At 50.1% G+C, this 14,888-nt stretch carries 13 protein-coding genes; 10 read left to right on the top strand and 3 right to left on the bottom strand.

The genetic code is table 11. The features are described 5' to 3' along the window. Positions 1-6: 6 nt before the first annotated feature. The 3 genes from xylG to xylR all read left to right on the top strand — a co-directional run bounded on the left by xylG (position 7) and on the right by xylR (position 3,963). Positions 7-1,548, top strand: coding sequence for a D-xylose ABC transporter ATP-binding protein (gene xylG / locus KXD89_RS00715; RefSeq protein ID WP_001146473.1), 1,542 nt, complete (start codon positions 7-9; stop codon positions 1,546-1,548). After that, positions 1,526-2,707, top strand: coding sequence for a xylose ABC transporter permease XylH (gene xylH / locus KXD89_RS00710; RefSeq protein WP_000045978.1), 1,182 nt, complete (start codon positions 1,526-1,528; stop codon positions 2,705-2,707). Before xylG ends, xylH begins: the two co-directional genes overlap by 23 nt. Before the next feature lie 77 nt (positions 2,708-2,784). Further along, a complete protein-coding gene (gene xylR / locus KXD89_RS00705; RefSeq protein ID WP_000494484.1) occupies positions 2,785-3,963 on the top strand; it encodes a D-xylose utilization transcriptional activator XylR in 1,179 nt (392 codons plus the stop codon). 195 nt (positions 3,964-4,158) lie between these two features. Here the strand turns inward: xylR and KXD89_RS00700 are convergent, their stop codons facing one another. Beyond that, a complete protein-coding gene (locus KXD89_RS00700; protein ID WP_001297957.1) occupies positions 4,159-4,983 on the bottom strand; it encodes a protein bax in 825 nt (274 codons plus the stop codon). Between the two features lie 319 nt (positions 4,984-5,302). On the opposite strand from KXD89_RS00700, the gene malS reads away from it, so the two are divergent. Both malS and avtA read left to right on the top strand, forming a co-directional pair. Beyond that, positions 5,303-7,333, top strand: coding sequence for an alpha-amylase (gene malS / locus KXD89_RS00695; protein ID WP_000761225.1), 2,031 nt, complete (start codon positions 5,303-5,305; stop codon positions 7,331-7,333). Positions 7,334-7,510: 177 nt separating this feature from the next. Then, on the top strand, positions 7,511-8,764 hold the full coding sequence (gene avtA / locus KXD89_RS00690) for a valine--pyruvate transaminase (RefSeq protein WP_000144363.1): 1,254 nt from the start codon (positions 7,511-7,513) through the stop codon (positions 8,762-8,764). A gap of 150 nt (positions 8,765-8,914) precedes the next feature. Here the strand turns inward: avtA and KXD89_RS00685 are convergent, their stop codons facing one another. Beyond that, positions 8,915-9,388 (bottom strand): 4Fe-4S dicluster domain-containing protein, encoded by a 474-nt coding sequence (locus KXD89_RS00685; RefSeq protein WP_001300918.1) that lies wholly within the window; start codon positions 9,386-9,388, stop codon positions 8,915-8,917. A 101-nt stretch (positions 9,389-9,489) separates the two neighbouring features. Further along, positions 9,490-10,338, bottom strand: coding sequence for an IclR family transcriptional regulator YiaJ (yiaJ, locus tag KXD89_RS00680; protein WP_000514240.1), 849 nt, complete (start codon positions 10,336-10,338; stop codon positions 9,490-9,492). A gap of 200 nt (positions 10,339-10,538) precedes the next feature. Here yiaJ and yiaK point away from each other — a divergent pair, with 200 nt between their 5' ends. The 5 genes from yiaK (at position 10,539) to yiaO (ending at position 14,886) form a co-directional block, all read left to right on the top strand. Next, positions 10,539-11,537: a 3-dehydro-L-gulonate 2-dehydrogenase gene (yiaK, locus tag KXD89_RS00675; protein ID WP_000869037.1), complete on the top strand. Its 999-nt coding sequence runs from the start codon at positions 10,539-10,541 to the stop codon at positions 11,535-11,537. Positions 11,538-11,548: 11 nt separating this feature from the next. After that, positions 11,549-12,016 (top strand): YhcH/YjgK/YiaL family protein, encoded by a 468-nt coding sequence (locus tag KXD89_RS00670; RefSeq protein WP_000576079.1) that lies wholly within the window; start codon positions 11,549-11,551, stop codon positions 12,014-12,016. A gap of 117 nt (positions 12,017-12,133) precedes the next feature. Beyond that, complete coding sequence (yiaM, locus tag KXD89_RS00665; protein ID WP_000721664.1) at positions 12,134-12,607, top strand: 2,3-diketo-L-gulonate TRAP transporter small permease YiaM; 474 nt, start codon at positions 12,134-12,136, stop codon at positions 12,605-12,607. A 2-nt stretch (positions 12,608-12,609) separates the two neighbouring features. Next, complete coding sequence (gene yiaN, locus KXD89_RS00660) at positions 12,610-13,887, top strand: 2,3-diketo-L-gulonate TRAP transporter large permease YiaN (RefSeq protein WP_000279599.1); 1,278 nt, start codon at positions 12,610-12,612, stop codon at positions 13,885-13,887. A 12-nt stretch (positions 13,888-13,899) separates the two neighbouring features. After that, positions 13,900-14,886 carry a 2,3-diketo-L-gulonate TRAP transporter substrate-binding protein YiaO gene (gene yiaO / locus KXD89_RS00655; RefSeq protein WP_000776887.1) on the top strand — a complete coding sequence of 329 codons (987 nt, stop codon included), beginning with the start codon at positions 13,900-13,902 and terminating at the stop codon, positions 14,884-14,886. The last annotated feature ends 2 nt before the right edge of the window (positions 14,887-14,888 follow it).

Here is a 14,888-nt window from a genome sequence, read left to right as displayed (position 1 = left end):
GTCGTTATGCCTTATCTACTTGAAATGAAGAACATTACCAAAACCTTCGGCAGTGTGAAGGCGATTGATAACGTCTGCTTGCGGTTGAATGCTGGCGAAATCGTCTCACTTTGTGGGGAAAATGGGTCTGGTAAATCAACGCTGATGAAAGTGCTGTGTGGTATTTATCCCCATGGCTCCTACGAAGGCGAAATTATTTTTGCGGGAGAAGAGATTCAGGCGAGTCACATCCGCGATACCGAACGCAAAGGTATCGCCATCATTCATCAGGAATTGGCCCTGGTGAAAGAATTGACCGTGCTGGAAAATATCTTCCTGGGTAACGAAATAACCCACAATGGCATTATGGATTATGACCTGATGACGCTACGCTGTCAGAAGCTGCTCGCACAGGTCAGTTTATCCATTTCACCTGATACCCGCGTTGGCGATTTAGGGCTTGGGCAACAACAACTGGTTGAAATTGCCAAGGCACTTAATAAACAGGTGCGCTTGTTAATTCTCGATGAACCGACAGCCTCATTAACTGAGCAGGAAACGTCGATTTTACTGGATATTATTCGCGATCTACAACAGCACGGTATCGCCTGTATTTATATTTCGCACAAACTCAACGAAGTCAAAGCGATTTCCGATACGATTTGCGTTATTCGCGACGGACAGCACATTGGTACGCGTGATGCTGCCGGAATGAGTGAAGACGATATTATCACCATGATGGTCGGGCGAGAGTTAACCGCGCTTTACCCTAATGAACCACATACCACCGGAGATGAAATATTACGTATTGAACATCTGACGGCATGGCATCCGGTTAATCGTCATATTAAACGAGTTAATGATGTCTCGTTTTCCCTGAAACGTGGCGAAATATTGGGTATTGCCGGACTCGTTGGTGCCGGACGTACCGAGACCATTCAGTGCCTGTTTGGTGTGTGGCCCGGACAATGGGAAGGAAAAATTTATATTGATGGCAAACAGGTAGATATTCGTAACTGTCAGCAAGCCATCGCCCAGGGGATTGCGATGGTCCCCGAAGACAGAAAGCGCGACGGCATCGTTCCGGTAATGGCGGTTGGTAAAAATATTACCCTCGCCGCACTCAATAAATTTACCGGTGGCATTAGCCAGCTTGATGACGCGGCAGAGCAAAAATGTATTCTGGAATCAATCCAGCAACTCAAAGTTAAAACGTCGTCCCCCGACCTTGCTATTGGACGTTTGAGCGGCGGCAATCAGCAAAAAGCGATCCTCGCTCGCTGTCTGTTACTTAACCCGCGCATTCTCATTCTTGATGAACCCACCAGGGGTATCGATATTGGCGCGAAATACGAGATCTACAAATTAATTAACCAACTCGTCCAGCAGGGTATTGCCGTTATTGTCATCTCTTCCGAATTACCTGAAGTGCTCGGCCTTAGCGATCGTGTACTGGTGATGCATGAAGGGAAACTAAAAGCCAACCTGATAAATCATAACCTGACTCAGGAGCAGGTGATGGAAGCCGCATTGAGGAGCGAACATCATGTCGAAAAGCAATCCGTCTGAAGTGAAATTGGCCGTACCGACATCCGGTGGCTTCTCCGGGCTGAAATCACTGAATTTGCAGGTCTTCGTGATGATTGCAGCTATCATCGCAATCATGCTGTTCTTTACCTGGACCACCGATGGTGCCTACTTAAGCGCCCGTAACGTCTCCAACCTGTTACGCCAGACCGCGATTACCGGCATCCTCGCGGTAGGAATGGTGTTCGTCATAATTTCTGCTGAAATCGACCTTTCCGTCGGCTCAATGATGGGGCTGTTAGGTGGCGTCGCGGCGATTTGTGACGTCTGGTTAGGCTGGCCTTTGCCACTTACCATCATTGTGACGCTGGTTCTGGGACTGCTTCTCGGTGCCTGGAACGGATGGTGGGTCGCGTACCGTAAAGTCCCTTCATTTATTGTCACCCTCGCGGGCATGTTGGCATTTCGCGGCATACTCATTGGCATCACCAACGGCACGACTGTATCCCCCACCAGCGCCGCGATGTCACAAATTGGGCAAAGCTATCTCCCCGCCAGTACCGGCTTCATCATTGGCGCGCTTGGCTTAATGGCTTTTGTTGGTTGGCAATGGCGCGGAAGAATGCGCCGTCAGGCTTTGGGTTTACAGTCTCCGGCCTCTACCGCAGTAGTCGGTCGCCAGGCTTTAACCGCTATCATCGTATTAGGCGCAATCTGGCTGTTGAATGATTACCGTGGCGTTCCCACTCCTGTTCTGCTGCTGACGTTGCTGTTACTCGGCGGAATGTTTATGGCAACGCGGACGGCATTTGGACGACGCATTTATGCCATCGGCGGCAATCTGGAAGCAGCACGTCTCTCCGGGATTAACGTTGAACGCACCAAACTTGCCGTGTTCGCGATTAACGGATTAATGGTAGCCATCGCCGGATTAATCCTTAGTTCTCGACTTGGCGCTGGTTCACCTTCTGCGGGAAATATCGCCGAACTGGACGCAATTGCAGCATGCGTGATTGGCGGCACCAGCCTGGCTGGCGGTGTGGGAAGCGTTGCCGGAGCAGTAATGGGGGCATTTATCATGGCTTCACTGGATAACGGCATGAGTATGATGGATGTACCGACCTTCTGGCAGTATATCGTTAAAGGTGCGATTCTGTTGCTGGCAGTATGGATGGACTCCGCAACCAAACGCCGTTCTTGATTTTGATAAAAATTTTCTCAAAGCCGGTTACGTATTACCGGTTTTGAGTTTTTGCATGATTCAGCAGGAAAAGAACCATGTTTACTAAACGTCACCGCATCACATTACTGTTCAATGCCAATAAAGCCTATGACCGGCAGGTAGTAGAAGGCGTAGGGGAATATTTACAGGCGTCACAATCGGAATGGGATATTTTCATTGAAGAAGATTTCCGCGCCCGCATTGATAAAATCAAGGACTGGTTAGGAGATGGCGTCATTGCCGACTTCGACGACAAACAGATCGAGCAAGCGCTGGCTGATGTCGACGTCCCCATTGTTGGGGTTGGCGGCTCGTATCACCTTGCAGAAAGTTACCCACCCGTTCATTACATTGCCACCGATAACTATGCGCTGGTTGAAAGCGCATTTTTGCATTTAAAAGAGAAAGGCGTTAACCGCTTTGCTTTTTATGGTCTTCCGGAATCAAGCGGCAAACGTTGGGCCACTGAGCGCGAATATGCATTTCGTCAGCTTGTCGCCGAAGAAAAGTATCGCGGAGTGGTTTATCAGGGGTTAGAAACCGCGCCAGAGAACTGGCAACACGCGCAAAATCGGCTGGCAGACTGGCTACAAACGCTACCACCGCAAACCGGGATTATTGCCGTTACTGACGCCCGAGCGCGGCATATTCTGCAAGTATGTGAACATCTACATATTCCCGTACCGGAAAAATTATGCGTGATTGGCATCGATAACGAAGAACTGACCCGCTATCTGTCGCGTGTCGCCCTTTCTTCGGTCGCTCAGGGCGCGCGGCAAATGGGCTATCAGGCGGCAAAACTGTTGCATCGATTATTAGATAAAGAAGAAATGCCGCTACAGCGAATTTTGGTCCCACCAGTTCGCGTCATTGAACGGCGCTCAACAGATTATCGCTCGCTGACCGATCCCGCCGTTATTCAGGCCATGCATTACATTCGTAATCACGCCTGTAAAGGGATTAAAGTGGATCAGGTACTGGATGCGGTCGGGATCTCGCGCTCCAATCTTGAGAAGCGTTTTAAAGAAGAGGTGGGTGAAACCATCCATGCCATGATTCATGCCGAGAAGCTGGAGAAAGCGCGCAGTCTGCTGATTTCAACCACCTTGTCGATCAATGAGATATCGCAAATGTGCGGTTATCCATCGCTGCAATATTTCTACTCTGTTTTTAAAAAAGCATATGACACGACGCCAAAAGAGTATCGCGATGTAAATAGCGAGGTCATGTTGTAGCGATGATGAGAATTGTCGGCGTCACATCAGGTAACGCTGCGTGGTTGTCGGATGCGGCGTGAACGCCTTATCCGACCTACCCGCCAGGCATGATAAAACGCACCAACAACGCTTCAGGCTCGTAGCTCAACTGCCTGAGACAAAGTAAAAAGCCTTATCCGACTGACAAGTCGGATAAGGCTCAAGGAAATGCAATTACATATGCGCCGCGATTAACCGTTGGTTATCCTGGTACATTGCGAACAGGTAGTTGTTATAACTCTTCCCTTTGGTCGAGTAGCCCTTCAGCTTGTGAATCATCGCTGTGGCAGTCACTTCCTGATCCGCTTTACGCAGCTGCGCACGCGATTTACGGAACGAAGAGTAAGCCGGGTGCGTATTCAGGTTAGTGACATAGGCGCTCACCGATTCTTTGACAGAACTAAACTGTGAGTACCCTTTCACTTTACCTGGCGCATTGGTACAACGTCCTTTCATGCATTTCATGCCGAACAGGTTGTTGTTGTTGCGCGCCAGCTTCGACGTTCCCCAACCGCTTTCTGCTGCAGCCATCGTCGCCACCATACTGGTGGGGATAATGTCTACGCGTTCAAGCAAGGTATTCCACGGGATTTTTCGCGTATTACCGGACCACTTCACCTTGTAGCGTTTGGCGATGTCTTTCAGACGCGCACGCTCAGCAGGTGACCATTGGCCCTGATACTGTTTTGAAATGAGCCAGTTACGTTCCGCAGTAATGGCCGCATTTTGGCTGGTAATGTAAGGCATTACGGTCCGGAGAAACGCCTTTTTCCTTGGTGTTCCGGAAGGGTATTTTCGCAAATCAGGAAGTGAACTACTCTTTGCACTATTGCGAGAATACTCTTGTTTACTGCTTACCTGTTTATTACTAGCTTTAGTTAAGTGGGACTTTTGACTCGCTGTTGTTGTGTGCGTCTTCGCTAACACCTCACTCGAAAACACCAGAGTGAGTAACATAAGAATCATCGCCCCATATCGTCGTATGGGAGTCAAAATCATCAGGTCTCCTGGTCGGATTTAATCATTCCAACACCTTATATTTTTCACAAATTTGAGAGTTGAATCTCAAATCATATCAAAAATAGCTGTCAAGAGCACCCCAAGGAATAGTCCAAATCTGAAACTATGTCACGTGTTAACGATTCAGATTGGCGCTAAATCGCAGAAAATGTGGGGGTTATCGCAAAATTCAGCCGTTTTTTGCGCGAGATCGCTCACCCTTGCTTCTCATCCTGTGGACTTACCGCTCAGGGATGAGTTTTGTTTGGCTTATCGCTGGCAAACTGTCTGAAATCGCAGCAATAAGGACTCATCCGCCATGAAACTCGCCGCCTGTTTTCTGACACTCCTTCCTGGCTTCGCCGTTGCCGCCAGCTGGACTTCTCCGGGGTTTCCCGCCTTTAGCGAACAGGGGACAGGAACATTTGTCAGCCACGCGCAGTTGCCCAAAGGTACGCGTCCACTAACGCTAAATTTTGACCAACAGTGCTGGCAGCCTGCGGATGCGATAAAACTCAATCAGATGCTTTCCCTGCAACCTTGTAGCAACACGCCGCCTCAATGGCGATTGTTCAGGGACGGCGAATATACGCTGCAAATAGACACCCGCTCCGGTACGCCAACATTGATGATTTCCATCCAGAACGCCGCCGAACCGGTAGCAAGCCTGGTCCGTGAATGCCCGAAATGGGATGGATTACCGCTCACAGTGGATGTCAGCGCCACTTTCCCGGAAGGAGCCGCCGTACGGGATTATTACAGCCAGCAAATTGCGATAGTGAAGAACGGTCAAATAATGTTACAACCCGCTGCCACCAGCAACGGTTTACTCCTGCTGGAACGGGCAGAAACTGACACATCCGCCCCTTTCGACTGGCATAACGCCACGGTTTACTTTGTGCTGACAGATCGTTTCGAAAACGGCGATCCCAGTAATGACCAGAGTTACGGACGTCATAAAGACGGTATGGCGGAAATTGGCACTTTTCACGGCGGCGATTTACGCGGCCTGACCAACAAACTGGATTACCTCCAGCAGTTGGGCGTTAATGCTTTATGGATAAGCGCCCCATTTGAGCAAATTCACGGCTGGGTCGGCGGCGGTACAAAAGGCGATTTCCCGCATTATGCCTACCACGGTTATTACACACAGGACTGGACGAATCTTGATGCCAATATGGGCAACGAAGCCGATCTACGGACGCTGGTTGATAGCGCACATCAGCGCGGTATTCGTATTCTCTTTGATGTCGTGATGAACCACACCGGCTATGCCACGCTGGCGGATATGCAGGAGTATCAGTTTGGCGCGTTATATCTTTCTGGTGACGAAGTGAAAAAATCGCTGGGTGAACGCTGGAGCGACTGGAAACCTGCCGCCGGGCAAACCTGGCATAGCTTTAACGATTACATTAATTTCAGCGACAAAACAGGCTGGGATAAATGGTGGGGAAAAAACTGGATCAGAACGGATATCGGCGATTACGACAATCCTGGATTCGACGATCTCACTATGTCGCTAGCCTTTTTGCCGGATATCAAAACCGAATCAACTACCGCTTCTGGTCTGCCGGTGTTCTATAAAAACAAAATGGATACCCACGCCAAAGCCATTGACGGCTATACGCCGCGCGATTACTTAACCCACTGGTTAAGTCAGTGGGTCCGCGACTATGGGATTGATGGTTTTCGGGTCGATACCGCCAAACATGTTGAGTTGCCCGCCTGGCAGCAACTGAAAACCGAAGCCAGCGCCGCGCTTCGCGAATGGAAAAAAGCTAACCCCGACAAAGCATTAGATGACAAACCTTTCTGGATGACCGGTGAAGCCTGGGGCCACGGCGTGATGCAAAGTGACTACTATCGCCACGGCTTCGATGCGATGATCAATTTCGATTATCAGGAGCAGGCGGCGAAAGCAGTCGACTGTCTGGCGCAGATGGATACGACCTGGCAGCAAATGGCGGAGAAATTGCAGGGTTTCAACGTGTTGAGCTACCTCTCGTCGCATGATACCCGCCTGTTCCGTGAAGGGGGCGACAAAGCAGCAGAGTTATTACTATTAGCGCCAGGCGCGGTACAAATCTTTTATGGTGATGAATCCTCGCGTCCGTTCGGTCCTACAGGTTCTGATCCGCTGCAAGGTACACGTTCGGATATGAACTGGCAGGATGTTAGCGGTAAATCTGCCGCCAGCGTCGCGCACTGGCAGAAAATCAGCCAGTTCCGCGCCCGCCATCCCGCAATTGGCGCGGGCAAACAAACGACACTTTTGCTGAAGCAGGGCTACGGCTTTGTTCGTGAGCATGGCGACGATAAAGTGCTGGTCGTCTGGGCAGGGCAACAGTAACTTTTCCGGCTTCCCGTTCGTCAGTACCTCGGGAAGCCGCCAACCAGGATAAAATGTCAGCCCTAATCAGCGTTGCAGGATAAAGCACCGCTCACTCTTCAACAGACCGATTTGCACCCCAGCAAATGTAGCGTTATTGTTACCTTCCTTGCTACAGAGTTCGACAGATATCCCGCTATGACATTCTCCCTTTTTGGTGACAAATTTACCCGCCACTCCGGCATTACGCTGTTGATGGAAGATCTGAACGACGGTTTACGCACGCCTGGCGCGATTATGCTCGGCGGCGGTAATCCGGCGCAGATCCCGGAAATGCAGGACTACTTCCAGACGCTACTGACCGACATGCTGGAAAGTGGCAAAGCGACTGATGCACTGTGTAACTACGACGGTCCACAGGGGAAAACGGAGCTACTCACACTGCTTGCCGGAATGCTGCGCGAGAAGTTGGGTTGGGATATCGAACCACAGAATATTGCACTAACAAACGGCAGCCAGAGCGCGTTTTTCTACTTATTTAACCTGTTTGCCGGACGCCGTGCCGATGGTCGGGTCAAAAAAGTGCTGTTCCCGCTTGCACCGGAATACATTGGCTATGCTGACGCCGGACTGGAAGAAGATCTGTTTGTCTCTGCGCGTCCGAATATTGAACTGCTGCCGGAAGGCCAGTTTAAATACCACGTCGATTTTGAGCATCTGCATATTGGCGAAGAAACCGGGATGATTTGCGTCTCCCGGCCGACGAATCCAACAGGCAATGTGATTACTGACGAAGAGTTGCTGAAGCTTGACGCGCTGGCGAATCAACACGGCATTCCGCTGGTGATTGATAACGCTTATGGCGTCCCGTTCCCGGGTATCATCTTCAGTGAAGCGCGCCCGCTATGGAATCCGAATATCGTGCTGTGCATGAGTCTTTCCAAGCTGGGTCTACCTGGCTCCCGCTGCGGCATTATCATCGCCAATGAAAAAATCATCACCGCCATCACCAATATGAACGGCATTATCAGCCTGGCACCTGGCGGTATTGGTCCGGCGATGATGTGTGAAATGATTAAGCGTAACGATCTGCTGCGCCTGTCTGAAACAGTCATCAAACCGTTTTACTACCAGCGTGTTCAGGAAACTATCGCCATCATTCGCCGCTATTTACCGGAAAATCGCTGCCTGATTCATAAACCGGAAGGAGCCATTTTCCTCTGGCTATGGTTTAAGGATTTGCCCATTACGACCAAGCAGCTCTATCAGCGCCTGAAAGCACGCGGCGTGCTGATGGTGCCGGGGCACAACTTCTTCCCAGGGCTGGATAAACCGTGGCCGCATACGCATCAATGTATGCGCATGAACTACGTACCAGAGCCGGAGAAAATTGAGGCGGGGGTGAAGATTCTGGCGGAAGAGATAGAAAGAGCCTGGGCTGAAAGTCACTAAAAATTGCCTGATGCGCTACGCTTATCAGGCCTACATGATTTCTGCAATATATTGAATTTGGAAGAATTTGTAGGCCGGATAAGGCGTTTACGCCGCATCTGGCATAAACAAAGCGCACTGTTCCGGCGTTGAGAAACGCCGGAAAACGTTTCAAACAGGCTGCTGCCGTAGCCGATGCCGCTGCACTTTCTCGACATCCATGCACTGCAACGCCTTTGTCGGGCAGGCTTCAACACAGGCCGGTCCCGTCTCCCGATGCCAGCACAGATCGCACTTAATCGCCCTCGCCTTTTTGCGCGAAGAAACGACCTCCATCGCACCAAACGGGCAAGCCAGCATACAGCTTTTACAGCCAATGCAACGTGTTTGTTCAACGAAAATATGCCCATGTTCGCGGCTTATCGCGTCAACAGGGCAGACATTCGCGCACGGTGCATCTTCACACTGATGACAGGCTACTGCCGTGGTCCAGCAGTGGTCTTTAATGACACGAATACGGGAAATAAACTCGTCTGGTGACAACGCAGCGCAATCCTGATTCTCATGATGCGACACTGCGCAAGCCACTTCACAGGTACGGCAACCGATACATTTCGTCGCATCCGCAATAATAAACCGGTTCATGATCACTCCTTTGCACTAAAACAGCAGAGTGCCAGAGAGCGCGTCCCTACTGCTTTGATCCAACGAAGGAAATGTTAAAGTTTTGGCACTTGTCCAAAGCGTTATGTGATCGCGCCCAGGTCATCCCTGACAGTAAATCCCAGTTCATTAGAAATAGCCTGCGCGGTTTCACGCAGTGGTTTCAGGAGATTTTTCTCTCCCACCTGTTTCAGACGTGATGTCGAAAGCGAAATCGACACGGCGTACGGCACCCGCCCATGAATATCAAACACCGGAACAGCAATACAGGAGACGCCGAGTTCGTTTTCTTCTCTGTCCATCGCCGCTCCGCTTTCACGAATGTGCGCCAGTTCGTCGAACATCGCGGGCAGCTCGGTAATGGTATTGCGGGTTAACGGCTGGATCTCATGCTGATGGCTTTCCCAGTATGACTTCACGTAGTCCGGGTGACCAAACGCCATGTAGATCTTGCCCATTGCGGAACAGTAGAGCGGCATATGCTGGCCAATATAGGCACGGGTTCGCAGCATCCCGGTTGTGGGTTCCAGCTTATAAATCAAAATAGCGTGATCGTCTTCGCGGCTGGAGAAGTTAATGGTTTCACCAGTGGCGATGTTCAGTGCCTCAAGATGCGGAGCGGCGATATGAATGATATTCAGCGAAGACAGCGCCTTCTGCCCGACGGCAATAAATTTGGTGGTCAGGCGATAACTCCCTGCGGCAGGCGCGGTGGTCACATAGCCGCAGGACTGTAATCCCTGCAATAAGCGATGGACGGTACTCTTATTTAAACCAGCCAGCTCCGAAAGATGCGCCAACGGACAACCGTTTGGATAGTTGCTCAAAATCTCAATCAGCATCAACCCGCGAAACAGACTCTGGCTTCCGGCTGGACGCTCTTTTTCCTGCGCCATCTCGTTCTCTTTTTTTCCCATCACTTCTTTCCCCATTTTGTCGCGTCCTGATGGTAGCGCAAAGTGTGCCGTAGTTCACGATCTCGACAGATAATTTATAACCAATTGATTTTTATGTCTTTTGAAATTCATCAATCAGATTGCCTTGTTAAAAAGTGATCGATATATTTGAAATCAAGTTTCGCATATTGAAATTTTAAGCCAAAAAAGCGATCAAAAAAACAAGGAAGCCTGGGATGAAAGTGACATTTGAGCAGTTAAAAGCAGCCTTTAATCGGGTCTTAATTTCACGCGGCGTTGACAGCGAAACGGCTGACGCCTGTGCAGAGATGTTCGCCCGCACCACCGAATCCGGCGTTTATTCTCACGGCGTTAATCGTTTCCCTCGTTTCATTCAACAACTGGAAAACGGCGATATCATTCCTGATGCCCAACCCAAACGTATAACCAGCCTCGGCGCAATTGAACAGTGGGACGCCCAGCGTTCGATCGGTAACCTGACAGCGAAAAAGATGATGGATCGCGCCATTGAACTGGCTGCCGATCACGGTATTGGTCTGGTGGCACTACGTAATGCCAACCACTGGATGCGCGGCGGCAGCTACGGCTGGCAGGCGGCGGAAAAAGGCTATATTGGCATTTGCTGGACCAACTCCATCGCCGTAATGCCGCCGTGGGGCGCAAAAGAGTGTCGCATAGGCACTAACCCGCTGATCGTCGCCATTCCTTCCACGCCGATCACCATGGTCGATATGTCGATGTCGATGTTCTCTTACGGCATGTTAGAAGTTAACCGTCTGGCAGGTCGTCAGCTCCCGGTCGATGGTGGCTTTGATGATGAGGGCAATTTGACCAAAGAACCTGGCGTTATCGAGAAGAATCGCCGCATTTTGCCGATGGGCTACTGGAAAGGTTCTGGCATGTCGATTGTGCTGGATATGATCGCTACTCTCCTTTCCGACGGCGCATCCGTTGCCGAAGTCACCCAGGACAACAGCGACGAATACGGCATTTCACAAATTTTTATTGCCATTGAAGTGGACAAGCTTATCGACGGTCCCACCCGCGATGCCAAGCTGCAACGCATCATGGATTACGTTACTAGTGCCGAGCGTGCTGACGAAAATCAGGCCATTCGCTTACCCGGCCATGAATTTACTACCCTGCTGGCCGAAAACCGCCGTAACGGCATCACTGTTGATGACAGCGTGTGGGCCAAAATCCAGGCGTTATGAGGAGATAAGTCATGATTTTTGGACATATCGCGCAGCCCAATCCGTGCCGTTTGCCCGCCGCCATTGAAAAGGCGCTCGATTTTCTGCGCGCTACCGATTTCAACGCCCTGGAGCCGGGCGTTGTCGAAATCGACGGCAAAAATATTTATACGCAAATTATCGATTTAACCACACGCGAAGCGGTGGTAAACCGTCCGGAAGTGCATCGTCGGTATATCGATATTCAGTTTCTGGCGTGGGGCGAAGAGAAAATCGGCATTGCTATTGATACGGGAAATAATAAAGTCAGCGAATCACTATTAGAGCAGCGCAATATTATTTTTTATCACGACAGTGAACATGAATCATTTATAGAAATGATACCGGGCAGCTACGCAATTTTCTTTCCGCAGGATGTTCACCGACCAGGTTGTATTATGCAAACAGCCTCTGAGATACGAAAAATTGTGGTTAAAGTCGCATTAACGGCGCTGAATTAATCGAATAATCGTCTACGCCAGAACGCCTGGGTAATGTTATTGCTCTAACTATATTAATAATTCAGGTTGCTGCACATGCGACTTGAATTATGACAGACATAGCCTCAAGGAATAGCTATGAAAAAAATACTCGAAGCAATACTGGCGATTAATCTCGCCGTACTTTCCTGTATTGTATTTATAAACATTATTTTAAGATATGGTTTTCAGACAAGCATTTTATCTGTTGATGAATTGTCACGTTATTTATTTGTCTGGTTAACGTTTATTGGCGCGATTGTAGCTTTTATGGATAACGCCCACGTTCAGGTCACCTTTCTGGTGGAGAAACTCTCCCCCGCATGGCAGCGACGAGTCGCTCTGGTTACCCATTCCTTAATCTTATTTATTTGTGGCGCACTGGCCTGGGGCGCAACGCTAAAAACAATTCAGGACTGGAGCGATTATTCACCGATCCTCGGTTTACCCATCGGCCTGATGTATGCCGCTTGTCTGCCCACCAGCCTCGTTATCGCATTCTTTGAACTGCGTCATTTATATCAACTCATCACGCGTAGCAATTCTCTAACGTCGCCACCGCAAGGAGCTTAATCATGGCTGTGCTGATTTTTCTGGGCTGTCTGTTGGGTGGTATTGCTATCGGTTTGCCTATTGCCTGGGCACTGTTGTTGTGCGGGGCGGCGTTAATGTTCTGGCTGGACATGTTTGATGTCCAGATCATGGCACAAACGCTGGTGAACGGAGCCGATAGCTTCTCCCTGCTGGCGATTCCGTTCTTTGTGCTGGCGGGTGAAATCATGAATGCGGGCGGCTTGTCAAAACGCATTGTTGACCTGCCGATGAAACTGGTGGGGCATAAACCAGGCGGGCTGGGCTACGTCGGCGTGCTGGCAGCTATGATTATGGCGAGCCTTTCTGGTTCTGCCGTTGCGGATACCGCCGCCGTTGCCGCTCTACTGGTGCCGATGATGCGCAGCGCCAACTATCCGGTCAACCGGGCGGCGGGGCTGATTGCCTCTGGCGGCATTATCGCGCCAATTATTCCCCCTTCCATTCCGTTTATTATCTTCGGCGTTTCCAGCGGATTATCCATCAGTAAGCTGTTTATGGCGGGCATTGCCCCTGGCATGATGATGGGCGCAACGCTGATGCTTACCTGGTGGTGGCAGGCCAGTCGCCTTAATTTACCCCGCCAGCAAAAAGCAACGATGCAGGAAATCTGGCACTCTTTTGTCTCCGGTATCTGGGCGCTGTTTCTTCCAGTCATCATTATTGGCGGGTTTCGCTCCGGCCTGTTTACCCCTACCGAAGCCGGGGCCGTTGCTGCTTTCTATGCGCTGTTTGTCGCCACAGTTATTTACCGTGAAATGACCTTCGCCACACTTTGGCATGTACTCATTGGCGCGGCGAAAACCACCTCAGTGGTTATGTTTCTGGTGGCCTCGGCACAAGTTTCCGCCTGGCTGATTACCATTGCTGAACTGCCGATGATGGTTTCTGATTTACTGCAACCGTTGGTCGATTCACCGCGTCTGCTGTTTATCGTCATTATGGTGGCTATCCTGATTGTCGGCATGGTCATGGATTTAACGCCGACGGTATTAATTCTTACCCCGGTATTAATGCCTTTAGTTAAAGAGGCAGGAATCGATCCGATTTATTTCGGTGTCATGTTTATCATTAACTGCTCAATCGGCTTAATTACACCGCCTATCGGTAATGTACTTAACGTTATTTCAGGGGTGGCAAAACTCAAATTCGATGATGCAGTCAGAGGCGTTTTCCCTTACGTCCTGGTTTTATATTCATTATTAGTCGTATTTGTTTTTATTCCCGATCTCATCATCCTCCCTTTGAAATGGATTAATTAAAAGGAAAATATTATGAAATTACGCTCTGTAACCTACGCATTATTCATTGCTGGCCTGGCTGCATTCAGCACATCTTCTCTGGCGGCACAATCTTTACGTTTCGGTTATGAAACATCACAAACCGACTCGCAACATATTGCGGCGAAAAAATTCAATGATTTATTGCAGGAGAGAACCAAAGGCGAGCTGAAATTAAAACTGTTCCCGGACAGCACTCTCGGTAACGCGCAGGCGATGATCAGCGGCGTACGTGGCGGCACCATCGATATGGAAATGTCCGGCTCGAATAACTTTGCCGGGTTATCACCAGTGATGAACTTGCTTGATGTCCCTTTCCTGTTCCGCGATACCGCTCACGCGCATAAAACGCTCGACGGCAAAGTCGGTGATGATCTGAAAGCCTCACTTGAAGGTAAAGGACTGAAAGTACTGGCCTACTGGGAAAACGGCTGGCGCGATGTCACCAACTCGCGCGCACCGGTTAAAACCCCCGCCGACCTGAAAGGGCTGAAAATCCGCACCAACAATAGCCCGATGAATATCGCCGCATTCAAAGTCTTTGGCGCTAACCCGATCCCGATGCCGTTTGCCGAAGTCTATACCGGGCTGGAAACCCGCACTATCGACGCTCAGGAACACCCGATCAACGTCGTCTGGTCAGCAAAATTTTTCGAAGTGCAGAAGTTCCTTTCTCTGACGCACCACGCCTATTCCCCGCTTCTGGTGGTGATCAACAAAGCGAAGTTTGATGGCTTAAGTCCGGAGTTCCAGCAGGCGCTAGTTTCATCTGCACAAGAAGCGGGTAACTATCAGCGCAAACTGGTTGCTGAAGATCAGCAAAAAATCATCGACGGCATGAAAGAAGCGGGCGTGGAAGTCATCACCGATCTCGACCGCAAAGCCTTTAGCGACGCACTGGGGAATCAGGTTCGCGACATGTTTGTTAAAGATGTGCCGCAGGGAGCTGATCTGCTGAAAGCCGTGGATGAGGTGCAATAAAC

This window comes from Escherichia sp. TC-EC600-tetX4, assembly GCF_019356055.1.
In the GTDB taxonomy this organism is placed as follows: Bacteria; Pseudomonadota; Gammaproteobacteria; order Enterobacterales; family Enterobacteriaceae.
The sequence above is the reverse complement of the archived record's forward strand: the minus strand, read 5'-3'. Positions and strand labels throughout refer to the sequence as shown.